At 59.3% G+C, this 24,203-nt stretch carries 23 protein-coding genes and 1 pseudogene; 11 read left to right on the top strand and 13 right to left on the bottom strand.

The annotated features are described in order from the left end of the window. Positions 1–10: 10 nt before the first annotated feature. On the bottom strand, positions 11–712 hold the full coding sequence (locus ASG55_RS20810; RefSeq protein WP_056790013.1) for a hypothetical protein: 702 nt from the start codon (positions 710–712) through the stop codon (positions 11–13). A 466-nt stretch (positions 713–1,178) separates the two neighbouring features. Between ASG55_RS20810 and ASG55_RS20805 the strand changes: the two genes are divergently transcribed. Next, positions 1,179–1,805: a response regulator transcription factor gene (locus ASG55_RS20805; protein WP_016773408.1), complete on the top strand. Its 627-nt coding sequence runs from the start codon at positions 1,179–1,181 to the stop codon at positions 1,803–1,805. Between the two features lie 88 nt (positions 1,806–1,893). Here the strand turns inward: ASG55_RS20805 and ASG55_RS20800 are convergent, their stop codons facing one another. From ASG55_RS20800 to metG, 8 genes and pseudogenes are all read right to left on the bottom strand, one after another. Beyond that, entirely contained in the window at positions 1,894–2,073 is a 180-nt protein-coding gene (locus ASG55_RS20800; RefSeq protein ID WP_041479865.1) for a PA3496 family putative envelope integrity protein, read from the bottom strand. 107 nt (positions 2,074–2,180) lie between these two features. After that, entirely contained in the window at positions 2,181–2,819 is a 639-nt protein-coding gene (gene nth, locus ASG55_RS20795) for an endonuclease III (protein ID WP_016773410.1), read from the bottom strand. Continuing rightward, complete coding sequence (locus ASG55_RS20790) at positions 2,816–3,388, bottom strand: Rnf-Nqr domain containing protein (protein WP_056790011.1); 573 nt, start codon at positions 3,386–3,388, stop codon at positions 2,816–2,818. Before ASG55_RS20790 ends, nth begins: the two co-directional genes overlap by 4 nt. Then, on the bottom strand, positions 3,385–3,990 hold the full coding sequence (locus ASG55_RS20785; protein ID WP_056790008.1) for an RnfABCDGE type electron transport complex subunit G: 606 nt from the start codon (positions 3,988–3,990) through the stop codon (positions 3,385–3,387). Before ASG55_RS20785 ends, ASG55_RS20790 begins: the two co-directional genes overlap by 4 nt. Then, a complete protein-coding gene (locus tag ASG55_RS20780; RefSeq protein WP_056790356.1) occupies positions 3,987–4,970 on the bottom strand; it encodes an RnfABCDGE type electron transport complex subunit D in 984 nt (327 codons plus the stop codon). The genes ASG55_RS20785 and ASG55_RS20780 overlap by 4 nt, the downstream gene beginning before the upstream one ends. Next, positions 4,957–6,001: pseudogene (gene rsxB, locus ASG55_RS20775) on the bottom strand (electron transport complex subunit RsxB). Before rsxB ends, ASG55_RS20780 begins: the two are co-directional and overlap by 14 nt. Next, the gene (locus ASG55_RS20770) at positions 5,998–6,567 is read right to left on the bottom strand and encodes an Rnf-Nqr domain containing protein (protein WP_056790005.1); all 570 of its coding nucleotides are present in this window, start codon (positions 6,565–6,567) and stop codon (positions 5,998–6,000) included. The pseudogene rsxB and the gene ASG55_RS20770 overlap by 4 nt, the downstream one beginning before the upstream one ends. Before the next feature lie 114 nt (positions 6,568–6,681). Beyond that, complete coding sequence (gene metG / locus ASG55_RS20765; protein ID WP_056790002.1) at positions 6,682–8,733, bottom strand: methionine--tRNA ligase; 2,052 nt, start codon at positions 8,731–8,733, stop codon at positions 6,682–6,684. 320 nt (positions 8,734–9,053) lie between these two features. Between metG and apbC the strand changes: the two genes are divergently transcribed. After that, a complete protein-coding gene (apbC, locus tag ASG55_RS20760; protein WP_056789999.1) occupies positions 9,054–10,148 on the top strand; it encodes an iron-sulfur cluster carrier protein ApbC in 1,095 nt (364 codons plus the stop codon). Positions 10,149–10,279: 131 nt separating this feature from the next. Here the strand turns inward: apbC and ASG55_RS20755 are convergent, their stop codons facing one another. Continuing rightward, positions 10,280–11,038 carry an SDR family oxidoreductase gene (locus tag ASG55_RS20755; protein WP_056789997.1) on the bottom strand — a complete coding sequence of 253 codons (759 nt, stop codon included), beginning with the start codon at positions 11,036–11,038 and terminating at the stop codon, positions 10,280–10,282. Positions 11,039–11,201: 163 nt separating this feature from the next. Here ASG55_RS20755 and ASG55_RS20750 point away from each other — a divergent pair, with 163 nt between their 5' ends. The 4 genes from ASG55_RS20750 to groL all read left to right on the top strand — a co-directional run bounded on the left by ASG55_RS20750 (position 11,202) and on the right by groL (position 14,724). Further along, complete coding sequence (locus ASG55_RS20750; RefSeq protein ID WP_056789994.1) at positions 11,202–11,927, top strand: HugZ family pyridoxamine 5'-phosphate oxidase; 726 nt, start codon at positions 11,202–11,204, stop codon at positions 11,925–11,927. Positions 11,928–11,998: 71 nt separating this feature from the next. After that, a complete protein-coding gene (locus ASG55_RS20745; protein WP_016773418.1) occupies positions 11,999–12,475 on the top strand; it encodes an FxsA family protein in 477 nt (158 codons plus the stop codon). A gap of 258 nt (positions 12,476–12,733) precedes the next feature. Continuing rightward, a complete protein-coding gene (locus ASG55_RS20740; RefSeq protein ID WP_007916610.1) occupies positions 12,734–13,027 on the top strand; it encodes a co-chaperone GroES in 294 nt (97 codons plus the stop codon). Between the two features lie 50 nt (positions 13,028–13,077). After that, positions 13,078–14,724: a chaperonin GroEL gene (gene groL, locus ASG55_RS20735; RefSeq protein ID WP_016773419.1), complete on the top strand. Its 1,647-nt coding sequence runs from the start codon at positions 13,078–13,080 to the stop codon at positions 14,722–14,724. 190 nt (positions 14,725–14,914) lie between these two features. On the opposite strand, the gene ASG55_RS20730 is transcribed toward groL, so the two are convergent. Further along, a complete protein-coding gene (locus tag ASG55_RS20730) occupies positions 14,915–15,658 on the bottom strand; it encodes a phosphatase PAP2 family protein (protein ID WP_056789991.1) in 744 nt (247 codons plus the stop codon). Positions 15,659–15,867: 209 nt separating this feature from the next. Here ASG55_RS20730 and colR point away from each other — a divergent pair, with 209 nt between their 5' ends. The 5 genes from colR to ASG55_RS20705 all read left to right on the top strand — a co-directional run bounded on the left by colR (position 15,868) and on the right by ASG55_RS20705 (position 19,592). Further along, positions 15,868–16,551 carry a two-component system response regulator ColR gene (gene colR, locus ASG55_RS20725; protein WP_016773421.1) on the top strand — a complete coding sequence of 228 codons (684 nt, stop codon included), beginning with the start codon at positions 15,868–15,870 and terminating at the stop codon, positions 16,549–16,551. Further along, positions 16,541–17,824, top strand: coding sequence for a sensor histidine kinase (locus tag ASG55_RS20720; protein ID WP_041479854.1), 1,284 nt, complete (start codon positions 16,541–16,543; stop codon positions 17,822–17,824). The genes colR and ASG55_RS20720 overlap by 11 nt, the downstream gene beginning before the upstream one ends. A 149-nt stretch (positions 17,825–17,973) precedes the next feature. Further along, positions 17,974–18,642: a class I SAM-dependent methyltransferase gene (locus ASG55_RS20715; protein WP_056790353.1), complete on the top strand. Its 669-nt coding sequence runs from the start codon at positions 17,974–17,976 to the stop codon at positions 18,640–18,642. 3 nt (positions 18,643–18,645) lie between these two features. Continuing rightward, positions 18,646–19,362 carry a lipopolysaccharide kinase InaA family protein gene (locus ASG55_RS20710; protein ID WP_056789989.1) on the top strand — a complete coding sequence of 239 codons (717 nt, stop codon included), beginning with the start codon at positions 18,646–18,648 and terminating at the stop codon, positions 19,360–19,362. Positions 19,363–19,364: 2 nt separating this feature from the next. Further along, positions 19,365–19,592, top strand: coding sequence for a hypothetical protein (locus ASG55_RS20705; protein ID WP_041479852.1), 228 nt, complete (start codon positions 19,365–19,367; stop codon positions 19,590–19,592). 177 nt (positions 19,593–19,769) lie between these two features. Here ASG55_RS20705 and ASG55_RS20700 read toward each other — a convergent pair whose 3' ends face one another. Both ASG55_RS20700 and ASG55_RS20695 read right to left on the bottom strand, forming a co-directional pair. Continuing rightward, positions 19,770–22,796 (bottom strand): multidrug efflux RND transporter permease subunit, encoded by a 3,027-nt coding sequence (locus tag ASG55_RS20700; protein WP_056789986.1) that lies wholly within the window; start codon positions 22,794–22,796, stop codon positions 19,770–19,772. A gap of 13 nt (positions 22,797–22,809) precedes the next feature. Continuing rightward, the gene (locus ASG55_RS20695; RefSeq protein ID WP_056789983.1) at positions 22,810–23,958 is read right to left on the bottom strand and encodes an efflux RND transporter periplasmic adaptor subunit; all 1,149 of its coding nucleotides are present in this window, start codon (positions 23,956–23,958) and stop codon (positions 22,810–22,812) included. Positions 23,959–24,203 lie beyond the last annotated feature (245 nt).

Genomic DNA, 24,203 nt, shown 5'->3' with positions numbered 1-24,203 from the left:
TTGACCCGGTTCAGCTGGTTCGTCCCAGTAATGTCACCGTCTGCGAACACAGGTTATATACGATGCACAGTGTGGCTCCTGAGCCTTTCTTGGCCTGCCTGATCTGTTGCAATGCGGAGTGGGCAAGGGCGTCTGACGCATGATTACAAAGAAATACGAGAACCCGCGCGTGCTTTTTATCGACGCCTTTTAGCGTTTCGAAGATGGCATCGAATTCCTTCGCTGCATCAATGCCTCTTGCGTCAATGATGTTCAGTTCACTTACCCAGGGTGACAGCTTGATATTCTGCACAACCGGATGGGTTCGGTCGCGTGGACCGAGCGGTGGGTCCGGCGCGTTGTGAACTCTGCAGGGAATAGGGAATCGGCCTGGTCCGGTTTTACCCGACACGATGCAACTGGTCAGCTCAAAAGCGCAACGCTCGCCTGCTTCGCGAAAGGATTCGTCCCTCTGGTTATTTTGAGTAGTTTTCAAAAAGCTTTTGTCTTTGCCGAAGTCTGAAGGCGAATAAAGCGAGCGATGATTGAAGTTGAGAGTGATAAAGAACAGGAATAACAAGTAAAAGGGAAAGCTGATCAAAAACCAGACATAAATTTCTCGGTCTTTATTGTCAAGAAACGGTAACGATACCGCCGCCGAAGTTTCCGAAAGAATTGCAAATATGGCGATGACTGTCATGGGGTTGGTGATTTTGTTTTTTATCTTTAGCATAGTTTTGCTTCTACGTAGTTTGTCGAATTTGAGTTGGTTATTTCAGCGATAGCAAAGGCGCTTGTGTAAGTGCGCGGCTGTTAACTAAAGTTTTATAGAATCAACGATGTTGTGTCGAACAGGTGGTTGTGTCGGTTCGTTACGTCATATGTCCCAGTGCTTGCCCAGGGCCAATTTGACAGGTAAATCATCGTGTATGAAGTTTCGTAATTGCACCTGTTGAAGTTTTCCAACGACCCACCACGGCGTAGGACTCGGCTGCATGAAGATCAAACTCCACCGTCGTATGAAAGATCGGAAGGCGGTTGCAATGGGGCAAGGGCAGCGAATTTGTGGGAATTATCCTCAATGCCTGTAGGGAATGTCTCTGGATGCAAATGCGTGTAAAAGTTGCCATGCCTTGAAGCAAGTGACTGGGATATCGTGCGTGTTCTAAAAATTCGAACAGCGAAAACTGGACTTGCCCATGAATAAAGTGCTGATCGTGGATGACCACCCCGTCATTCGACTTGCGGTACGTATGCTGATGGAACGGCATGGCTACGAAGTCATTGCAGAAACGGATAATGGCGTTGATGCACTACAAATTGCTCGTGAACAAATACCGGATCTTGTCATTCTGGATATTGGAATACCCAAACTCGACGGACTGGAAGTTATTGCGCGCCTGACCTCCACTGCCATGCCGGTGAAAGTGCTGGTGCTGACTTCCCAGGCTCCCGGGCATTTTTCAATGCGTTGCATGCAATCGGGCGCAGCGGGTTACGTGTGCAAACAGCAGGATCTGACCGAATTGCTCAGTGCGATCAAGGCGGTTCTGTCCGGCTACAGTTATTTCCCCAATCAGGCGCTGCACACCGTGCGTACCAGTCTGGGCAATGCGAGCGAAGCGGACATGGTGGATCGTCTGTCCGGCCGGGAAATGATGGTGTTGCAGCAATTGGCGCGCGGCAAGACCAACAAGGAAATTGCTGATGGCATGTTCTTGAGCAACAAGACTGTGAGCACATACAAGACTCGTCTGTTGCTGAAACTCAATGCACGTTCTCTGGTTGATCTGATCGAGCTGGCGCAGCGTAACGGCCTGGTTTGAACTATTCGACAGCTGAGAACGTCATGGGCCGATCAAGCTCGGTTGTCGCAGAAAATGAAAAGCCTCCGTCTCGGGAGGCCTTCAGATATCACAGATCATAATCGTAGTCGGCCAATTGCCTTTGCAGTCGGCGCTCCTCAAGCAGGTTGTCGATTGTGCGACGCTTGCTAAGGTTGGTCTTGGCCACTTCAACCACCGGTTCGACCTCATCGGCGTCGGTGGCAATAAGATCTTCTTCTACATCCAGTTGCTCTGTGTCGGTACTCATGAAGTCAACTCCCGGCTAAGACTGCCTTTGGCGCTCCTTATATCGACATTACTGCGGCGGGTAAAAAAGATTTTTTCAATCGATGGATGCGAAAAACCGATGACCGCTCAATCGTCGGAAGTTTTGTGTTTGTATTCGCACAAGTCTTCGATGCGGCAGCTGCCACAGCGCGGTTTACGCGCCAGGCACACATAACGGCCATGCAAAATCAGCCAGTGATGGGAGTCGAGCAGGAATTCTTTCGGTACAAACTTCATCAGCTTCATTTCAACTTCCACCACATTTTTCCCCGGCGCGATGCCGGTGCGATTGCTGACGCGGAAAATGTGCGTGTCGACCGCCATGGTCAATTGACGGAAAGCGGTGTTGAGCACCACGTTGGCGGTCTTGCGTCCGACGCCCGGCAGGGCTTCCAGTTCTTCCCGGGTTTGCGGGACTTCACCGCCATGACGCTCAACCAGCAGACGGCAGGTTTCGATGACGTTTTTCGCCTTGCTGTTGTACAGGCCAATGGTCTTGATGTACTCGGACAGCCCCTCGACACCCAGTGCATGAATAGCAGCGGGTGTATTGGCGACGGGAAAGAGTTTGGCAGTCGCCTTGTTGACGCCGACATCGGTGGACTGCGCCGAAAGAATCACCGCAATCAGCAGCTCGAACGGCGAAGAGTAGGCCAGTTCGGTTTTCGGCTCGGGATTGTCTTCGTGCAGTCGGCGAAATATCTCAAGACGTTTTGCAGCATTCATGGGCGATGCGTTTCCTTGATGACAGAGTTGCGGCGTGTCCACGCCTGACGGGCGGCGAGAAGCAGGCCCAGTAAAACGAAAGCGCCGGGAACCAGCGTAATCAGACGCAGCCCTTCGGGGAACAAAACCAGACCTGGCCAATGCTCCGAAAGGCCTCGGCCAAGGCTGCCATAACCGATAATCTCGCGCAGCCCGCCGACTACCAGCATGAGCGCGCCGAACATGGCGCAGCGTTTGAAGCTGACAGCGACGGGGTCGCGGAAGGCACCGTGGTATTCAAGCACGACGCAGTGCAAGGCGATCAGCCCTATGTAGAGCTCAGACGTCTGCTGCCATGGCAAAAACCAGCGTTGCGCCACAATATCCGCGCAACTGGTCAACGTCGCAGCAAGTATCAGGCTCGCGAGCAAGGCACGGGTGCCCGTCAGGCGCTCGCGCAGCGGCGACATGCAGACGGCAAATACACCGAGTACCGCGCTGAGCATCAAGGTTATCCCCAGTGCAGCGCTGAATGTTGGTGTGGCGCCCAGTAGCGGCACCAGCATCAATAAATTCACCGTGCGCTTCATGGGCCAGTCCCCAACAGCAGCGCCCGATGCTCGTCGAAATAACGCAGTGCGTCATGAAGTGCGTCAATGGCGGCACGGGAGGTAATGGTCGCGCCAGCGATCTGATCGAACTGCCCCTGATCCTTTTTCAGCGCCCAACCGGCGTCTGTCGGCTCAGTACGGGATTTGCCGACGAAGGCCTGAAGCCAGGCATTCGGCCATTCACCGATGTAACCACCCAATCCTGGCGTTTCGCGCTGCTCAAGGGTTTTCACGCCTAAAAGTTTGCCATTAGCATCAATGGCAATCAGCAGTTCCAGAGTACCTGCGTAACCTTCACTGCGACTGCGCAACAGCACTGCAACTGTCTGTCCGGAGCGGGTCGCTCGATAGCCGCCTGACAGCGTGCTATGGCGCAAAGCAGGCTCGGCGAGCGTCAGCGGTTGCTCCAGCGGCTGATTGTCGTAGAGCGCGGCAGGCATGACATCAAGCAATTTGCGGCTGTCGAGCAAGCGCTGCTCGCTGGCAATCTGCGGTGCACTGCTGCGCTGCAACACGTATGTCGCACTCACGCCAACGAGTGCCAGCAGCACCACCGTCGCGACACTCGCTGAGCGGTTCACGCGTTCACCTTCGACTGGCGGCTGAGGGCGAAGCGTTCGAGTGCCGGCACCAGAAGATTCATCAGCAATACCGCAAACGCGACGCCGTCCGGGTAACCACCCCACGTGCGAATCAGATAAGTCAGCAGGCCGACGCCAACACCGAACAGCAGGCGGGCAAGGGCGCTTTTCGCGCCGGACACCGGCTCGGTCACAATAAAAAATGCACCGAGCATGGTCGCGCCGCTGAACAGCTGAAACAGCGGCGAACCATGGGAATCCGAACCCGATCCGTTCCAGCACAACAGGCTGATGACGAACAGGCTGGCGAGCATCCCCATCGGTGCGTGCCAGGAAAAGATCCGCCGCTGCAACAGCCACAGGCCGCCGAGCAGAAACGCCAGATTCACCCATTCCACACCGCGCCCGCCGAAGCGGCCGAAGGCCGGGTTGCTGGCGAACAGCTCCTGCATGGTCAGGCTTTTATTGATGCGCAGACTGTCCAGTGCCGTGGCTTGCACCCAAGCGTCCGGCGCCTGCGCTGGACTGAAAACCTGTTGCAGCGCCGCAAGAAAGTCCAGGCCATGAGCGGGCCAATGGGTCATCGCTTGCGGGAACAGCACCATGCTCAGGACAAAGCCAAGCATCGCCGGGTTGAACGGGTTTTTGCCGACGCCGCCATACAGATGTTTGCCGAACAACAGACCTGAAGCGGTCGCAATGACCGTCAGCCACCAAGGGCAATAAGCCGGCAGCGCGGCGGCCAGCAACATCGCACTGACCAGCGCGCTGCCATCACGCATTGCCGCTTGCACCGTTTGCCGACGCAGACAGGCGACGCCCGCTTCGACGAGCAAAGCACTGACAACCGCCAGGGAAAGGTTGATCAACACGCCCCAGCCATACAGCCAGAATAATGCGAGCAGACCCGGCAAAGCGGCCAGCAGCACGGTGTTCATCGCCTGTTGCAGGCGATCGTCCACTGGCTCAAGGGGCGGCATGGTCTTGCACCCGGCGCTCGGCGTCACTCACGGCTTGCTCCAGTGCTGCGATCTGCTCCGGCGCAGCCTCCGCTGCCTGAGCTTTTTTCAATTCGGCGCGGCGCAGCCTCCGCTGCCTGAGCTTTTTTCAATTCGGCGCGGCGCATGGCCAACTGGATCTTGGCTCGCTTCAGTTCGGTGTCGTTGGTCGGTGCGGGAACGGCGGGAATTGCCGGTTGGCTGCTTTCCAGGTTCGCCAGCGCCTGCTCGGCGGCTTCGAATTGTTGCTGCAGGACGATCAATTGCGACTGCTGCTCGAACGTAGGCGGGTGACCGAAGGCTTTCAGCGATTTGTGCAGTTGCGCTCGACTCATCGCCACATCGACCTTGGCCTTCTTCAGCGCCGCATCAGCGTTCGCGGCTTTTTGCGCACGCACCCGCTCCAGCGCAGCCAGCACCGGGTCGCCGGTCGATACTTGCGGTTGTACCGCACGCGCGGCTCGCGCTTCACGTTCAGCCTGCTTTTGCTGTTCTTCATGCAGCAAGCGCTGGTTGCGTCGCTCGAAACGCTGGCGCGCATGGTCACGCTTTTCAGCGCGTGCGCGCTGTTCTTCGAGATCGAATGCGAGACCGCCAACCACTGGGATCGTGTTCGCAGGCAAAGGATGCATTTCTATGCAGTCGACAGGGCACGGCGCAACGCACAGATCACAACCGGTGCACTCGTCGATCAGCACCGTGTGCATGAGTTTTGCCGCGCCGACGATGGCGTCGACCGGGCAGGCCTGAATGCATTTGGTGCAGCCGATGCATTCGGCCTCGCGGATGAAGGCGATTTGCGGCGGTGCCTGGCCACGGCTGATGTCCAGTTCCAGGACCGGTATTTTCAACAGATCGGCCAGGGCGGCGATAGTCTCCTCGCCGCCCGGCGGGCACTTGTTGATCGGCTCGCCATCAACAATGCCTTGCGCATAGGGTTTGCATCCGGGATGGCCGCACTTGCCGCATTGGGTCTGCGGCAGCAGGGCATCGATGCGTTGAATCAGACTCATGTTTTGATCAATCCACTGAATCCGAGAAAAATCACTGCGATCAGTCCGGCGCTGATCAGGTCGATCGGCAGGCCGCGAAAGGGCAGGGGAATATCGTTGTCGACCGTGCGCTCGCGCAGGTCGCAGAACACACTCAATACCAGCCAGAAACCCAGCCCGGCGCCGAAGCTCAACGCCGTTGCGTGCAGCAGGCCATGATCGTTTTGCGCATTGATCAACGCCAGCCCGAGTACGCCGGCATTGCCGAGCAGCAGCGGCCACAATCCGTCGAACGGCCAATCCGGCAGCCCGCGCGCCAGCAGTTTCAGCAGCGGCGCGATCAACAACACACTCAATGGCAGAAACACGAACAGGCGCAGCGCTTCAAGCTGCAACGGCAGCAGTATCCACTGCCAGATCGCCTGACCGATAACGCCGACCACCACCATCAGGCACAACGTCGCCAACCCCAGCGCATGGACCTGGCGTCGGCTGCCCGCCAACAGCGGAGCGACGCCCAGCGGCCAGTGCAACACGAAGTTGTTGAGCAGCGCAGCACTGATCAGCGTTAACACGAGTTCGGTCATGGTTCTGCCAGCGAAACGGGCGGGTGTCTCTTAAGGGTAGGCACTATCGGGCCAGATATGAAAAATCCCACCGGCATGCAGAGCACGTCGGTGGGATCGTTTTACGGCAACCTCTTACTTGATGCGCTGACCCGGCTTGGCGCCGCTGTCCGGGCTCAGCAGGTAAATCTCTTCACCACCAGGGCCCGCCGCCATCACCATGCCTTCGGAAATACCGAACTTCATTTTCCGTGGCTTGAGGTTGGCAATCATCATGGTCAGGCGACCGTCGAGCTTGGACGGGTCCGGATACGCGCTCTTGATCCCGGAGAACACGTTGCGTTGTTCGTCACCGATGTCGAGGGTCAGGCGCAGCAGCTTGTCGGCGCCTTCGACGTGTTCGGCCTTGACGATCAAAGCAACGCGCAAATCGATGGCGGCAAAGGCGTCGAAATCGATTTCCGGCGACAGCGGATCCTTGGCCAGTTCGCCGTTGCCCGCAGGCTTGGCTTCGCCGGTGTCGGTCTGGCTGGCGGTCAGGTCTTCTTTCGATGCGTCGGTCATGGCTTGCACTTTTACCGGGTCGATGCGGGTCATCAACGGTTTGAATTCGTTGAGCTGGTGATTGGCCAGCAGGGTGGTGTGGTCATTCCAGGTCAGCGGCGCGACGTTGAGGAACGCCTCGGCATCAGCGGCCAGCAGCGGCAGTACCGGTTTGAGGAAGATCACCAACTGGCGGAACAGGTTGATGCCGGTGGCGCAGATCGCCTGGACTTCATCCTGCTTGCCTTCCTGCTTGTTCAGCGACCACGGGGCCTTGTCGGCGATCCACGCGTTGGCGCGGTCAGCCAGGGCCATGATTTCACGCATGGCGCGGGCAAAATCGCGGGCCTCGTAGGCGTCGGCAATGCTCGGCGCGGCGGCGAGGAAGGCCTCGGTCAGCTCCGGCGCGGCATTGTTGTCGACCAGCAGGCCGCCGTTGCCTTTGTGGATAAACCCGGCGCAACGGCTGGCGATGTTGACCACTTTGCCGACCAGGTCGGAGTTGACCTTCTGCACGAAGTCTTCAAGGTTCAGATCGAGGTCATCGACGCCACGGCCAAGCTTGGCCGCGTAGTAGTAGCGCAGGTATTCCGGCGACAGATGATCCAGATAAGTGCGGGCCTTGATGAAGGTGCCGCGCGACTTGGACATTTTCTGGCCGTTGACGGTCAGGTAGCCGTGCACGTTGATGCCGGTCGGCTTGCGGAAGCCGGCGCCTTCAAGCATCGCTGGCCAGAACAGCGCGTGGAAATTGACGATGTCCTTGCCGATGAAGTGATACAGCTCGGCAGTCGAGTCCTTGCCCCAGAACGCGTCGAAGTCCAGTTCCGGCGTACGGTTGCAGAGGTTCTTGAAGCTGGCCATGTAACCGATCGGCGCATCCAGCCATACATAGAAATACTTGCCCGGCTCGCCCGGGATCTCGAAGCCGAAGTACGGCGCATCGCGCGAGATGTCCCACTGCTGAAGGCCGGCATCCAGCCATTCGGCGATCTTGTTGGCCACGGCGTCTTGCAGCGTGCCGCTGCGGGTCCAGGCCTGCAGCATTTCCTGGAAGTCCGGCAGCTTGAAGAAGAAGTGCTGGGAATCCTTGAGCACCGGGGTGGCGCCAGAGATAGCCGACTTCGGATCCTTCAGGTCGGTCGGTGCGTAGGTCGCGCCGCATTTTTCGCAGTTGTCGCCGTACTGATCTTCGGTGCCGCATTTCGGGCAGGTGCCCTTGATGAAGCGGTCGGCCAGGAACATTTTCTTTTCCGGGTCGAAATACTGCGTGATCGAGCGCTGGGCGATGTGCCCGGCGTCACGCAGCTTGAGGTAGATCTGGCTCGACAGCTCACGGTTTTCTTCGGCGTGAGTGGAGTGGAAATTGTCGAAATCGACAAGAAATTCGGCAAAGTCGGCGCTGTGTTCAGCCTGCACGTTGGCGATCAGTTGTTCCGGGGTGATGCCTTCCTTTTCTGCGCGCAGCATGATCGCCGAACCGTGGGCGTCGTCGGCGCAGACATAGATGCATTGGTTGCCGCGATGCTTCTGGAAGCGCACCCACATATCGGTCTGGATGTATTCCAGCATGTGGCCAAGGTGGATCGAACCGTTGGCGTAGGGCAGGGCGCTGGTGACGAGGATCTTGCGTGGCTCGGACATGGGGCTTCGCTACTTGATGAAACGGAGGTCGGCCACTATAAAGCGCCGGCGCATATTTTTCACCCCTGCGCCACTGGGTACTTTGAGAGCTCGTGTGGTGAGGGGATTTATCCCCGTTCGGCTGCGCAGCAGTCGTGGATATCGTTACACACGCAGCTCCTGACGTACCGGTGGCGGAAGTTTTGGGGCGGCTGCGCAGCCGAACGGGGATAAATCCCCTCACCACAGTGGCTTTTCAGCGCAAGTAATCTGTTCGCCTCAAATCGGTGTCCAGCGTACGATAGCCGCCATCTTTTCCAGTCTTGTTATCGGAGTTGCCCATGAGCGCCGTCACTCGCGCAGCGGTGGAAGCCGTCCTCAGCCAATACACCGACCCCTATCTGAATCAGGATCCGGTCAGCGCCGGTTGCGTGAAAAACATCGAGATCATCGGTGACCGCGTCAGTGTGCAGCTGGAAATCGGCTACGCCGCCGGCCTGTTCAAGAGCGGCTGGGCGCAATTGCTGCAACTGGCCATCGAAAACCTCGACGGCGTGGTCATCGCCCGCGTCGAGGTCACCAGCGTGATCGCCGCGCACAAGGCCCAGGCGCAGATTCCGGGGCTGGCCAATGTCAAGAACGTCGTCGCCGTCGCTTCCGGCAAGGGCGGCGTGGGCAAATCCACTACGGCTGCCAACCTCGCGCTGGCGCTGGCCCGCGAAGGCGCCAAAGTCGGCATCCTCGACGCCGATATCTACGGCCCGAGCCAGGGCATCATGTTCGGCATTCCCGAGCGCACCCGGCCCGAGGTCAAGGATCAGAAGTGGTTCGTGCCGCTCAAGGCCCACGGTGTGGAAGTCATGTCGATGGCGTTCCTGACCGACGACAACACGCCGATGGTCTGGCGCGGGCCGATGGTTTCCGGGGCGCTGCTGCAACTGGTCACGCAAACCGCGTGGGGCGATCTGGATTATCTGGTCATCGACATGCCGCCAGGTACCGGCGACATCCAGCTGACCCTGGCGCAGAAAGTCCCGGTGGCCGGTGCGGTGATCGTCACCACGCCGCAGGATCTGGCGCTGCTCGACGCACGCAAAGGCGTGGAAATGTTCCGCAAGGTCAACATTCCGGTGCTCGGCGTGGTGGAAAACATGGCCGTGCACATCTGCTCGAACTGCGGGCATGCCGAGCATCTGTTCGGTGAAGGCGGCGGCGAGAAACTGGCCACCCAGTACGGCGTCGAACTGCTGGCCTCGCTGCCGCTGTCGATGCTGATCCGCGAACAGGCCGATGGCGGCAAGCCAACCGTAATCGCCGAGCCGGACAGCCAGATCGCCATGGTTTATCAGGAACTGGCCCGCCACGTCGGCGCGCGCATTGTCTTGCAGGAAGCGGCCACGCCGGCGATGCCGAACATCACCATCAGCGACGATTGATCCATTAGCGGCGCTGAAAAACCTGTGGGAGCGAGCCTGCTCGCGAAAGCGGTAGATCAGACAACCAATGGGTTGAATGACACACCGCATTCGCGAGCAGGCTCGCTCCCACATTTGTTTCAGGGTGACAGTCAGATGCGCAAGCCGCCATCCATCTCCAGAATCCGCCCGGTGTAGTAGTCGTTCTCGAAGATATACGCCGCCGAATGGGCGATCTCTTCCGGCTTGCCCATGCGCTTGAGCGGAATCCCCGACGTCATCTTCTCCAGCGCTTCCGGTTTCATGCCCAAAGTCATTTCGGTTTCGATGAAGCCCGGTGCGATGCCCGCCACGCGAATGCCGTAACGCGCCAGCTCCTTCGCCCAGGTCACGGTCGCCGCTGCGACGCCGGCCTTGGCTGCGGAATAGTTGGTCTGGCCGACGTTGCCTGCGCGGGAGATCGACGAAATGTTGATGATCGCGCCGCTGTTTTTCAGCTCGACCATCTTCGCCGCCACCTCACGGGTGCAGAGGAACACGCCGGTCAGGTTGACGTCGATCACCGCCTGCCACTGGGCCAGGCTCATCTTGGTCATCTCGCCGTCCTTGACCTTGAGCAGCAGACCATCGCGCAGGATCCCGGCGTTGTTGATCAGGCCGTGAATGGCGCCGAAGTCTTCGGCCACTTGCGCGACCATGTGCTCGACCTGTTCTTCATTGGCGACGTTGCACAGGTAGCTGCGCGCTTCGACACCTTTGGCTTTGCAGGCGGCCACGGCGTTGTCGAGTTTTTCCTGATTCAGATCGACCAGGGCCAGCTTCGCGCCCTTGCCGGCGAAATACTCGGCCATGGAACGGCCCAAACCCTGGCAACCGCCGGTGATAATGATTACTTTGTCGTTGAGTTGCATTCGCATGTCCCGCTGGCAGGTCTGAGTTGTTTTTGTTGTCGGCAACGCTCGATCGGCACCGGTCAGGCCTGGTAGCACACGAACATTTGCCCGATGCGCGCCGGTTACTTTTCGCTGCGCGCCTGTCCGTTTTCTAGACGGAACCCATTTAAGGAGTCACAAATTGAGCGCTGAAGTGGCGAAGAATGCCCGAGAATTGCTTCTCAAGGAATACCGTGGAGTGCTGTCGACCCACTCCAAATCGATGCCGGGTTTTCCCTTTGGCTCGGTTGTGCCGTATTGCCTGGACGAGCAAGGCCGGCCGCTGATCCTGATCAGCCGCATCGCCCAGCACACGCATAACCTGCAGAAAGATCCGAAGTGCTCGATGCTGGTGGGCGAGCGCGAGGCCGACGATGTGCAGGCGGTCGGGCGTCTGACCTATCTGGCCGAAGCGCAAAAACTCGCAGAACCGGCAGCCATCGAGGCTGCCGCCGAACGCTATTACCGCTATTTCCCCGACTCGCAGAATTATCACCAGGCCCACGATTTCGATTTCTGGGTGCTCAATCCGGTGCGCCATCGCTACATCGGCGGCTTTGGTGCGATCCACTGGATCGACGATCTGACCCTGGCCAACCCGTTCGCCGGCAAGGCTGAAATCAGCATGGTCGAGCACATGAACAGCGACCATGCCAAGGCCATCGCCCATTACGTCGAGCTGGCCGGGCTGCCCAACAGCACGCCGGCGCAACTGGCCGGGATCGACAGCGAAGGCATGCACTTGCGCATTGGTCAGGCCGTCTATTGGTTGCCCTTCGCGGCGCCATGTAATACGCCGACACAAGTGCGCGAGGCCTTGGTTTCTCTGGCTCACGCCCAGTCCTGGCCGAAAAAAGCGCAAAGTTAAGCTTGAATTCACGCAAGGGCGACGTCATCTAAGGCTTACTGCAAGGCATTTCTTGCGTTGAGGAAACTTTGATGCGCCCTTTTCTGTTGCTCTTTCTGCTGTTTCCAGTGCTGGAGCTGTTCGTATTCGTCAAAGTGGCAGGCTCTATCGGGTTCTTCCCGGCCCTGCTGCTGATCATTCTCGGCTCGATGTTCGGTGTGTTCGTGCTGCGCGTCGCCGGTCTGGCCACCGCATTGCGTGCCCGGGAAAGCCTGAATCGCGGCGAGTTGCCCGCGCAGACCATGCTCGAAGGCCTGATGCTGGCACTGGCCGGCGGCCTGTTGATCATTCCCGGCTTCATCAGTGACGTGGTCGGTCTGGTGATGCTGTTGCCGGTCACCCGTCGTCTGCTGGCGAACAAAATGCGCCAGCGTGCTGAAGACCAGGCCATGCGCCAGCGTGCCTTCGCCGACGACCTGCAACCCCGTGGCGGCCCGGCTCCGCGCGAGCCGCTCGGTCGTGAGCCGAATGTGATCGAAGGCGAGTTCGAACACCGCGACAACAAGTGACATCAGCATCGACACGGCACCTGCGGGTGCCGTGCTCGTTTATGGCTGTTATTTACCGTGTCTGGATGAAAATTTTTTTCCGCCAGCCCTTGTAATCGGCTTGTGCGCCCCTATGTATCGGTCACCGAAAGGTTTCCGGTATCAAACCGGACAGACTTGCGCGGTTCGCTCGACGGACCGCAACCGGCGCAGGCCGGATTCGTTAAACCCGCCGGGACTACACCGGCCGATGAAAACCACAATTAGGAGAGATCGACAATGAAGCTTCGTCCTCTGCATGACCGCGTCGTCATCCGTCGCAGCGAAGAAGAAAAGAAAACCGCTGGCGGTATCGTCCTGCCAGGTTCGGCTGCTGAAAAAGCCAACCACGGTGTGATTCTCGCTGTAGGCCCGGGCAAAGCTCTGGAAAACGGTGAAGTGCGTGCACTGTCCGTGAAGGAAGGCGACAAGGTTGTGTTCGGTCCTTACTCCGGCAGCAACACTGTGAAAGTCGATGGCGAAGACCTGCTGGTAATGAGCGAGAACGAAATCCTCGCGGTTATCGAAGGCTGATATCCCCGTTCATTTTCCCGCTACTACAAAGTATTTAAGGAATATCGATCATGGCTGCTAAAGAAGTTAAGTTCGGCGATGCCGCCCGTACCAAGATGCTCAAAGGCGTCAACGTTCTGGCTGACGCGGTAAAAGCGACCCTGGGCCCGAAAGGCCGTAACGTGGTTATCGAGAAGAGCTTCGGCGCTCCGACCATCACCAAGGACGGCGTTTCCGTTGCCAAAGAAATCGAACTGGATGACCGCTTCGAAAACATGGGCGCGCAGCTGGTCAAAGACGTTGCCTCCCGTGCCAACGATGACGCTGGTGACGGTACTACCACCGCTACCGTTCTGGCTCAGTCGATCGTCAACGAAGGCCTGAAAGCCGTCGCTGCCGGCATGAACCCGATGGACCTCAAGCGCGGCATCGACAAGGCGACCATCGCCATTGTCAAAGAACTCAAAGCCCTGTCCAAGCCATGCGCTGACTTCAAAGCCATCGCTCAGGTAGGCACCATCTCGGCCAACTCCGACAACTCCATCGGCGACATCATTGCCGAAGCCATGGAAAAAGTCGGTAAAGAAGGCGTGATCACCGTTGAAGAAGGCTCGGGCCTGGAAAACGAACTGTCGGTTGTAGAAGGCATGCAGTTCGACCGTGGCTACCTGTCGCCATACTTCGTCAACAAGCCGGACACCATGGTTGCCGAGCTCGACGGCCCGCTGATCCTGCTGGTCGACAAGAAGATCTCGAACATCCGCGAAATGCTGCCAGTGCTGGAAGCCGTTGCCAAAGCCGGCCGCCCACTGCTGATCGTGGCCGAAGACGTTGAAGGCGAAGCCCTGGCGACTCTGGTTGTGAACAACATGCGTGGCATCGTCAAAGTCGCTGCCGTCAAGGCACCGGGCTTCGGCGACCGTCGCAAGGCCATGCTGCAGGACATCGCCGTTCTGACTGGCGGTACCGTTATCTCCGAAGAGATCGGTCTGAGCCTGGAAAGCACCACCCTGGAACACCTGGGTAACGCCAAGCGCGTAACCCTGTCCAAGGAAAACACCATCATCGTTGACGGTGCTGGCGTGCAGGCAGACATCGAAGGCCGTATCGCCCAGATCCGCGCCCAGGTTGCCGAAACTTCCTCGGACTACGACCGTGAAAAACTGCAAGAGCGTCTGGCCAAGCTGTCCGGCGGCGTTGCAGTGATCAAGGTTGGCGCTGGTTCCGAAGTTGAAATGAAAGAGAAGAAAGCCCGCGTTGAAGACGCCCTGCACGCAACCCGCGCAGCCGTTGAAGAAGGCGTGGTACCTGGCGGTGGCGTGGCGCTGATCCGTGCTCTGGAAGCACTGACCGAGCTGACCGGCGACAACGCTGACCAGAACGTTGGTATTGCTGTGCTGCGTCGCGCTGTTGAAGCGCCGCTGCGCCAGATCGCTGCCAACTCCGGTGACGAGCCAAGCGTAGTCGTCAACGAAGTGAAGAACGGCAAAGGTAACTTCGGTTACAACGCTGCTTCCGGCGAATACGGCGACATGATCGAAATGGGTATCCTGGACCCAACCAAGGTAACCCGTTCGGCTCTGCAAGCTGCAGCCTCCATCGGCGGTCTGATCCTGACCACCGAAGCAGCGGTTGCCGACGCACCGAAGAAAGAAGGTGCAGCTGGCGGCGGTATGCCAGACATGGGCGGCATGGGTGGCATGGGCGGCATGATGTAAGCCAGCCCTGGCCCTGTAACGCAAAACCCCGCTGGCGAAAGTCAGCGGGGTTTTTTATTGCCCCAATTTCGAAGCTCACTGGTATCCCCCTGTGGGAGCGAGCCTGCTCGCGAAAGCGGTCTGTCATCCGACATGCAAGCCCGTTGAGCCGACAATTCGCGAGCAGGCTCGCTCCCACAGGTGCTTTATTTCAGGCATTGATCGGCTGTGTGTTCATCGCCGTCGAAGTCTTGCCCGACGGGCGATACAGCACCCAGTAATAAGCCCCCAGGCAAATCAGCCAGCAGAAAATCGCCGTCCACACGTTGTGCGAAAAGAAGTGCGCGCCTTGCATCATGCGACTGATCGAGAACACCGAACCCAGCGCAAAGGCGAACACAAACGCCTGCCGCGCCAGTCGTGGACGGCGGTCGCGCAGCACGAAGAACAGTGCAAACAGGGTGAACCCGGTCGCCGCGTGGCCGCCGGGCCAGCAACGTCCCGGCTTGTCCGTGGCGGGGCGATGTTCCATGAGTTTGCTGTAGGTCTCGTGACCGCCGAATTGCTCCAGGCTCCATGGGCACTGCACAGCGGTGACGGCTTTGACCGGAGTGACAAATGAAGTCGCCAGCCCCAGCGACAGCACCAGACAGCCCAATTCGCGCTTGAACGGTTTCAGCTTCGCGATGAAAAACGCGCCGATGAAACCCAGAATGGCAAACACCGAGAAACCGATCACCAGCTGTTTTGCCCGGTCATGCAGGATGTCTTCAAGAAAAAAGCTGTGCCGTCCGATGAAATCCCCGGCGACCGGGTCGTAGAACATCTGCGCCAGAACCATGTCCAGATCGGTCAGTTCGAGCAACAGCAGAATGATCGCCGCCGCTGCGGGAATGCCCAGACACAACCACCAGTTCAGCGGTCTTGAAGCGGGAAGGGCAGAGGTCGACACCATGGCAGGTTCCTTGGTCGATGAACGGAGGAGAGAGCGTAATCGCGCGGAGTCTGCGCGCGCTGGCGTCGGCGATTTGTTAACCGAAAGTGAAAAAAACGTCGCCGCGCGCGCAGTGCAGGTTTATCGAAAAACGCCCCTAGCCCTGAGCCACACTTGGCCGTAAGCTGCGCGGGCCAAGACGGCCGTTACCCCGTTCGGAGGAGATGTCCATGCGAATTCTGCTGGTCGAAGACAACCGTGACATCCTGGCCAATCTGGCCGATTACCTGGGCATGAAAGGCTATACCGTCGATTGCGCACAAGACGGCTTGTCCGGTCTGCATCTGGCGGCGACCGAGCATTACGATCTGATCGTGCTCGACATCATGCTGCCCGGCATCGACGGCTACACCTTGTGCAAGCGCCTGCGTGAAGACGCCCGGCGTGACACGCCGGTGATCATGCTCACCGCCCGCGACCAACTCGACGACCGTCTGCAGGGCTTCAAGTCCGGCGCCGACGATTATCTGATCAAACCGTTTGCGCTGTCTGAGCTAGCGGCCCGCGTCGAAGCGGTCATGCGCCGTGCTCAGGGCGGCGGTCGCCGCGCATTGCAGGTCGGTGACCTGAGCTACGACCTCGACACCCTGGAAGTGACCCGCGAAGGCAAGCTGCTCAAGCTCAACCCGGTGGGTCTCAAGCTGCTCGCGGTGTTGATGCAGAAGAGCCCGCACGTGCTGCGTCGGGAGATTCTCGAGGAAGCGCTGTGGGGCGATGACTGCCCGGACAGCGACAGCCTGCGCAGCCATGTTCACCAATTGCGCCAGGTGATCGACAAGCCATTCGCCAAGCCACTGCTGCACACCGTGCACGGTGTCGGTTATCGCTTGGCCGAGGGCCGAGATGGAGTTTAAGCAGAGTCTTTCCCAGCGGATCATCATCGCCTTTGCGTTGATGAGCGCACTGGTCGCCGGCGCTTTCGCCATGGGCATCGTTGCGACGGTGCACCTGGTGGAAGAGAAACTGATTTCCGCAGGGCTGGGCGGCGACCTGCAACGTTTGCTGCTGATGGACAATGTCTCCGACTGGAGCCATCGGCCCGAGCCGGATCAGTTGTTCTACTTCAGCGGCGGGCCGGGTGATTTCGACCTGCCCAAGGATCTGCGTCACCTCGATGCCGGTTTCCACGAGGTATTTCGCGAGCAGCTGTCCTATCACGCCATGGTCGAAGTGGTGGATGGTCGGCGTTATGTCTTGCTGCAGGACCAAAGCGATTTCGAAGAGCGCGAGCGCGTGCTGTTTGCGGTGGTGCTGGTGGGCTTCGTGCTCAGTCTGGCGCTGGCGGTGTTTCTTGGCTGGGTGCTCGCGCGCAAGGTGATGGCGCCGGTGGTGCGGCTGGCGCGGCAGGTGCGGCATCGCGACCAGCTGCTCGGGCTGGCGCCACCCTTGGCGCCGGACTACGCGGCGGATGAAGTCGGTGAACTGGCGGTGGCGTTCGATGCCACCCTGGGGCGCTTGCGTCAGGCACTGACCCGCGAACGTCTGTTCACCAGCGACGTCAGCCATGAATTGCGCACGCCGCTGATGGTCCTGGCCAGCTCCTGCGAACTGCTGCTGGAAAACCCCGGAATCGATCAGCGCGGTCGCGCCCAGGTCGAGCGCATTGCCCGGGCCAGCGAGGAGATGCGCGAACTGGTCCAGACCTTCCTGATGCTGGCGCGCACGCAGAACGAAGAGGCCGCAGCGGCGCCCCAGCAGAACCTCACACAAGTGGCCGAGAGCCTGCTGTGCCTGTGGCGTGAGCCGATCGAGCGCAAGGGGCTGACACTGATATTCGAGCCGGGCACCCCAGCGGATACTCGCTACAACGCGACCTTGCTGAACGCGGTGATGGGTAACCTTTTGCGTAACGCACTGCATTACACCGAACAGGGCTTCATTCGCCTGACGCTCACCGCCAACGGATTTGTCGTTGAGGATTCGGGGGTGGGCATTCCCGAGGAAAAGCGCGAGGCGATGTTCGAGCCCTTTGTGCGCGGCAGCGAGAAGCGTGGCGAAGGCCTGGGCCTGGGTTTGTCGCTGGTGCAGCGTATCTGCGAAAACCAGGGCTGGACGGTCAGCCTGAGCACGATGGACCCCAATGGCTGCCGATTCGAGGTAGATCTTGGCGTGAATGCCAGCAAATAGTGGCTCGAGGCTACTCCCGTACACCTGTCTGAATCCTGTATAACGTTGTAATAAATTACGGATTTACCTGACAGATTTTTCACAATTGGATGACCTGACGCTGACACGCCGCTGTTTAAGGTGGCGTCATCAGAACAGGAGTCCAGATGATGGCCGGCCCGATCAAGCTCGATTTTTCCGAAAAGTACGACGACCAACACGCACAACGATATCTGCGCAAGCACCAGCAAAGCCTCGGTCGCCGCCTGTCGCACTTGCGCGATGAGCAAGTCGGTCGCAAGGCCTTGGCGCTGGCGGGAGATCCCGGGCTGGTGCTGGATCTGCCCTGCGGTGCCGGGCGTTTCTGGCCAATGCTCGCGGAGAAGCCCAACCGGGTGATCATCGGCGCGGACAATTCCGAGTCGATGATCAAGACCGCGATGCAGGGACAACCGGCCGATGTGGTCAAGCGTGTACAACCGCTGCACACCTCGGCATTCGATATCGCTCTGCCGGATAACTCGGTCGACAGCATCTTTTGCATGCGTCTGTTGCACCACATCGGCGAGGCCGAGCACCGCCGGGTGATCCTGCGCGAGTTCGAGCGGGTGACCCGTGACAGCGTGATTGTTTCGTTGTGGGTCGACGGCAATTTCAAGGCCTGGAAGCGCAAGCGCGCCGAGCGGGATCGGCCAAGTCATGATTACCAGAATCGGTTTCTGATTCCGGCGGCGACGATCGAGAAAGAATTTGAACAGGCGGGTTTCCGCATTCAGGAACAACTGGACTTCATACCGCTCTATGCGATGTGGCGAGTTTACGTATTACGCAAGAGGTAGAGGATGGCAGTGCAAGCAGCGGTTGAAGCGGATGGCGCTCCCCAGGATCGTTTCGATTATTACTGGAACCAGCGCGGCGAATGGGTTGAAGAACCCAATGTGCGCCGTGGTGGCGAAAGCGGGGTGCAGCGCATCGTCGACCGTGACGGTCAACTCTTGTACGCAAAGCGCCAGACCGGGCACATCTATCGCAGTTGGTTGCACCCCTTCGGTCGCCCGACCGTATTGCGCGAACTCGATGCCCTGACGGGTGTGAGCAAACTGGGTGTGCGCGTGCCGCAAATCGTCTTTTGCGGCGCCCAGCCGGATCCGCAGCACAAATGGCGCGCGCTGCTCGTCACCAAATCCCTCGACGGTTTCCAGGAACTGGAACACTGGCTGGCCGCCGCCGGTGGTCGCGATCAGTGTGGCGAGGTGGTTTACGAGAAAGTCCTCAAGGACCTCGCCGAGAACTTGGCGCGCATGCACAAGGGCCGCTGGCAGCACAGCTGCATTTACATCAAGCACGTTTTCGTTCGCGTCACCGGTGAGGGCGAAGCGGCGCAGGTTGAAGTGGCGTTGATCGATCTGGAGAAGTGCCGCCAGCGTCTGACCCCCTATCGCGCCGCGCAGCATGACATGAAGCAATTGCGTCGCCATTCGTCGTTCCGCGATGCCGACTGGAAGAAACTCGTCTACTTTTATGAGACGGCGTTTGGCAGCGCTATCAAAGGTTTATAGCGATGAAACTCGAAATTGCACGAGGTTTGTTCCTGATCGGGGCCTTGGCAGTTGCTTCACTGGCGGTGGCTGCCTGGGAGCAGCCGCGCATGCAGGTCATAGGGGCGTCCGGGAACGACGCTCATTGTTCGGTTCCACGGGTGGCCAAGGCTTCCGTGGCGACCCAGCCTGATCATGATTTGCTGTTGTTCATGTTCGGACTGTCTCAAGGGATGAGGCCAGCCAGTTGACACGCTTCAAGCCCAAATGAAAGGCCTCGCAATTGCGAGGCCTTTTTTATTCCACAATTTTCAAGATACATACCGTCCTCTGTGGGAGCGAGCCTGCTCGCGAAGGTGTGTCAGTCGACATCAATGCAACTGAAATACCGCATTCGCGAGCAGGCTCGCTCCCACAGGGAAATGTGCTTATCTGGCATCTGGCTTAGCAAGGAAGGTATAAACACACGGCAGCACGAACAGCGTAAACAGTGTGCCAATCGACATCCCCGTGGCAATCACCATGCCAATATCAAAGCGGCTCACGGCTCCCGCACCGGTGGCCAGAATCAGCGGCACCATGCCGAACACCATTGCCGCCGTTGTCATCAGCACCGGGCGCAAGCGAATTGCCGCTGCTTCCTCCACCGCTTCACGGGCGCTCAGGCCCTTGTCCTTGCGCAACTGGTTGGCGAATTCGACGATCAGGATGCCGTGCTTGCTGATCAGGCCGATCAGCGTCACCAGCCCGACCTGGGTGTAGATGTTCATGCTCGACCAGCCAAGGAACAACGGGATCAGCGCGCCGCAGATCGACAGCGGTACGGTCACCAGAATCACCAACGGATCGCGGAAGCTTTCAAACTGTGCGGCCAGCACCAGAAAGATGATCGCCAGCGCCAGGGCGAACGTGACCCACAATGCGCTGCCTTCCTGCACGTACTGGCGCGAGGCACCACCGTAATCGAAGGCAAACCCGGCCGGTGCTTCTTCGCGGGCAATCTGTAGCACGGTGTCGATGGCTTCTCCCATGCTCACCAGCGGGAAACCGGAAATCTTCGCCGCGTTGAGCTGCTGGAACTGATTGAGCTGGCGCGGCCGTGCGCGGTCGCTGACCTTGATCAAGGTCGACAGCGGCAGCAATTCGCCCTGAGTGTTTTTCACGTAGTAATTGTTCAGCCAGTCCGGGTTGTCGCGGTAGGCCCGTTCAACCTGGGCGATGACCTTGTAGCTGCGCCCGTCGATGGTGAAGCGGTTGATCTCCGCCTCGCCGAGCAAGGTCGCCAGCGTGCTGCCGAGGTCAAGCATCGACACGCCCATCTGCGCGGCCTTGTCGCGGTCGATATCGACCACTACTTCCGGCTTGTCGAATGCCAGATCGAGGTCGACGAAGGCGAACTTGCCCGACTCCATGGCGCGTTTCTCGATGCGCTCGGCGACTTGCAGCAGCAGCTCGTAGTCATTGGCGGTGTTGACCACGAATTCGAAGGGCAGGCCTTCACCGGTGCCGGGCAGGGAGGGCAGGTTGAAACCGAAGATCTGCAGGCCGGGAATACTCTCCAGTTTGCTCTGCACCTCGGGGAGGATTTCCATCTGCGTGCGGCTGCGCTCATTCCACGGCTTGAGCAGGAAACCGCCGATACCGGCCTGCACGCCGCTGTAGCCGTTGATCTGGAATGAGGAGTAGTACTCGGGAAACTCCTTGAAGATGGTGATGAACTCGTCGGTGTAGGTGCTCAGGTAGTCGAGGTTGGTCGGCTGCGGCGCGCTGGCCATCATGAAAATGATGCCCTGGTCTTCGTCCGGGGCCAGTTCCGACTTGGTGAACTTGAGAAACACCGGAATCAGGCACAGCACGATCACCGCAAACACCAGCACCACCGGCCGCGTATTGAGCGTGCCGTGGAGCATGCTTTGATAACGGCGCTTGAGGCCTTCAAAGACGCGGTCGAGGCGATGGGCCAGGCCGCTGGGATTCTCTTCGTGGCGCAACAGAAACGCGCACATCATCGGCGACAGTGTCAGGGCGACGACGCCGGAAATCACCACCGCGCCGGCCAGGGTCAGGGCGAACTCCTTGAACAGCGCCCCGGTCAGCCCGGTGAGGAAACCGATCGGCGCATACACCGCCGCCAGGGTGATGGTCATCGACACCACCGGCATGGCGATTTCCCGGGCGCCTTCCAGGGCTGCGTCGAACGGCGTCTTGCCTTCCTCGATGTGCCGGTGGATGTTTTCCACAACGACGATCGCATCGTCCACCACCAGACCGATGGCGAGAACCATGGCTAGCAGCGTCAGCAGGTTCATCGAGTAACCCATCATCTGCATGAAGAACATCACGCCGATCATCGACAGCGGAATGGTCACCACCGGGATCACTACCGAACGCAGAGCGCCGAGGAACAGGAACACCACGACGATAACGATCAGCACCGCTTCGAACAGGGTTTTCACCACCTCATCGATGGAGGCCTGAATGAACAGTGTCGCGTCGTAGGCGATTTCGCTTTTCAGATTCGGCGGCAGCTGCGCTTCCAGCTCGGGCATCAGCTTGCGCACTTCCTTGATCACGTCCAGCGGGTTGGCGCCGGGGGTGGCCTTGATGCCGATATACACCGACGGCGTGCCGCCGAACGAGCTGATCGAATCGTAGTTTTCCGCGCCCATTTCCACCCGCGCTACATCACGCAGCAACACGCGGCTGTCGCCATCGACCTTGAGCGGAATCGCCGCGAAGGCTTCGGCGGATTTCAGTTCGGTGTTGGCGTTGATGCTGGTGACGGTGTACTCGCCTTTCACCTCGCCGGCGGCGGAGAGGAAGTTGTACTGGCGCACCGCAGCGGTCACGTCGGCGGCGCTGAGGCCGAAGCCGGCGAGTTTCACCGGGTCGAGCCACAGGCGCATGGCGAACACCTGGTTGCCGAGAATCTCCGCTTCGGCCATGCCCGGCAGCGTCGCCAGTTTCGGCTGGATGACCCGCGACAGGTAATCGGTAATCTGCGGGTTGCTCAGGTCCTTGCTGAAGAAACTGATGTACATCAGCGCCGAAGCGTCGGCGGATTCCTTGCTCAGCACCGGGTCTTCGGCGTCCTGCGGCAGCTTGTTCTTCACCTCGTTGGCCTTGGCCAGCAGTTCGGTGAACAAGCGGTCGGTGTTGGCACCGATGCGCGCGTAGATCGAAATCACCGAGAAGTTCTGCCGGCTGACCGAGGTCATGTAATCGATGCCTTCGGCGCTGGCCAGGCTCTGTTGCATCGGCTGGGTGATGTAGCCCTGAATGGTTTCGGCGTTGGCCCCGGGATAAGCGGTGGTCACCGTGATCAGGGCGTTTTCCATTTGCGGGTACTGGCGCAGCGGCAGCTTGCTCCAGGCCTGAAAGCCCAGCAGAACAATCAGCAGGCTGACCACGGTGGCGAGCACCGGGCGGCGGATGAACGGATCGGTAAAAGCCATGGGGATTCCTTGATCAGTCGGCGCGAGGCGGACTGTTCTGCTCGCCGAGGGTCTTGTCGTCGCTGATGGCGATAGGGGCACCGTTGTCCAGTTTGATCTGGCCAGCCGTCACCACTTGTTCGCCGCTCTGCACGCCCTTGTTGATCATCACCAGGCCATCGCGGCGTTCGCCGGTCTCGACGAAGCGCCGCTCGGCAATCAGCAGCGGTTGGCCGTTGTCATCCTTGGCGACGCTGCCGTCCTCGGCCTTCTTCTGCCCGACCACGTAAACCGAGTTGCCGTACAGGGTGTAGGTGATCGCGCTTTCCGGCACGACGATGTGCTTCTGCGGATTCGGCAGCAGCACTTCAAGGCTGGCGAACATCCCCGGCAGCAGCTTGCCGTCGGGGTTGGCGAGGGTGGCGCGGACCAGAATATTACGCGTGGTGCTTTCGACGATCGGGTTGATCGCGCTGATCTTGCCGGCAAAGTTCTGTCCCGGATAAGCGGCGACGGTGAACTGCACGGGCTGGCCGATAGCGAGTTTCGGCACCGCTTGTTCGGGCACGTAGAAGTCGGCGTAAAGGCTGCTCAAGTCCTGCAACGTGGCGATTTTGGTGCCACTGGCGAGGTAGTCGCCGACATCGACCTGACGGATGCCGATAGTGCCGCTGAACGGCGCGAGGATGCGCTTTTTCGCCAGCGATGCGTTGAGCTGATTGACCGTGGCCTTGTTCTTTTGCAGCACGGCGGAGAGGCGGTCGTACTCGCCTTTGGAGATCGCACGGCTGTCGACCAGTTGCGCGCCACGGCCGAAGTCCAGTTGCGCCAGGCCGAGGTCGGCGCGGGCAGTTTCCAGCAGGGCGGATTCGACGGCGCTGTCGAGTTGCAGCAACGGTTGGCCGGCCTTGACCTTCTGCCCGGATTCGAATTTGAGTTCAGTGACGGTGCCGGCGACTTCCAGACTCAAGTCGACACCTTGCAGCGCCTTGAGCGTGCCGACGGTGGGCAGGCGCATCTGCCACGGCTGTTCGCCGGCAGTGGCCACGGCGACGCTGATCGGCGGCTTGGGCTTGGAAAAGCCCTGGATCATCGTGTAGATCGAAAAGGCTTTGTATCCGCCCAGTACCAGGACGATCAGCAAAACAACACCCAACATGATCAGCATGCGGCGACGCAGCATATGTCCAGTTCCTTGGATAAATCATGAGACAGGCGGGCACATTACTCCGAGTCAGGTGGGGATTCCAACTGGCAGTTATTACGTGAAGGCCGGATATGAACCCTGTGGCGAGGGGATTTATCCCCGTTGGGCTGCGAAGCGGCCCCCTGAATCCTTCAGTCATACCGCAATTGCAGTTTTAAGGGCGGCTGCGCCACCCAACGGGGATAAATCCCCTCGCCACAGGATGGGGGGCCATCTCAAAA

The organism is Pseudomonas sp. Leaf434 (assembly GCF_001425545.1).
GTDB classification, from domain to species: domain Bacteria; phylum Pseudomonadota; class Gammaproteobacteria; order Pseudomonadales; family Pseudomonadaceae; genus Aquipseudomonas; species Aquipseudomonas siliginis.
Note: the sequence above shows the minus strand (reverse complement) of the source record. Positions and strands in the feature narration are given on the sequence as shown.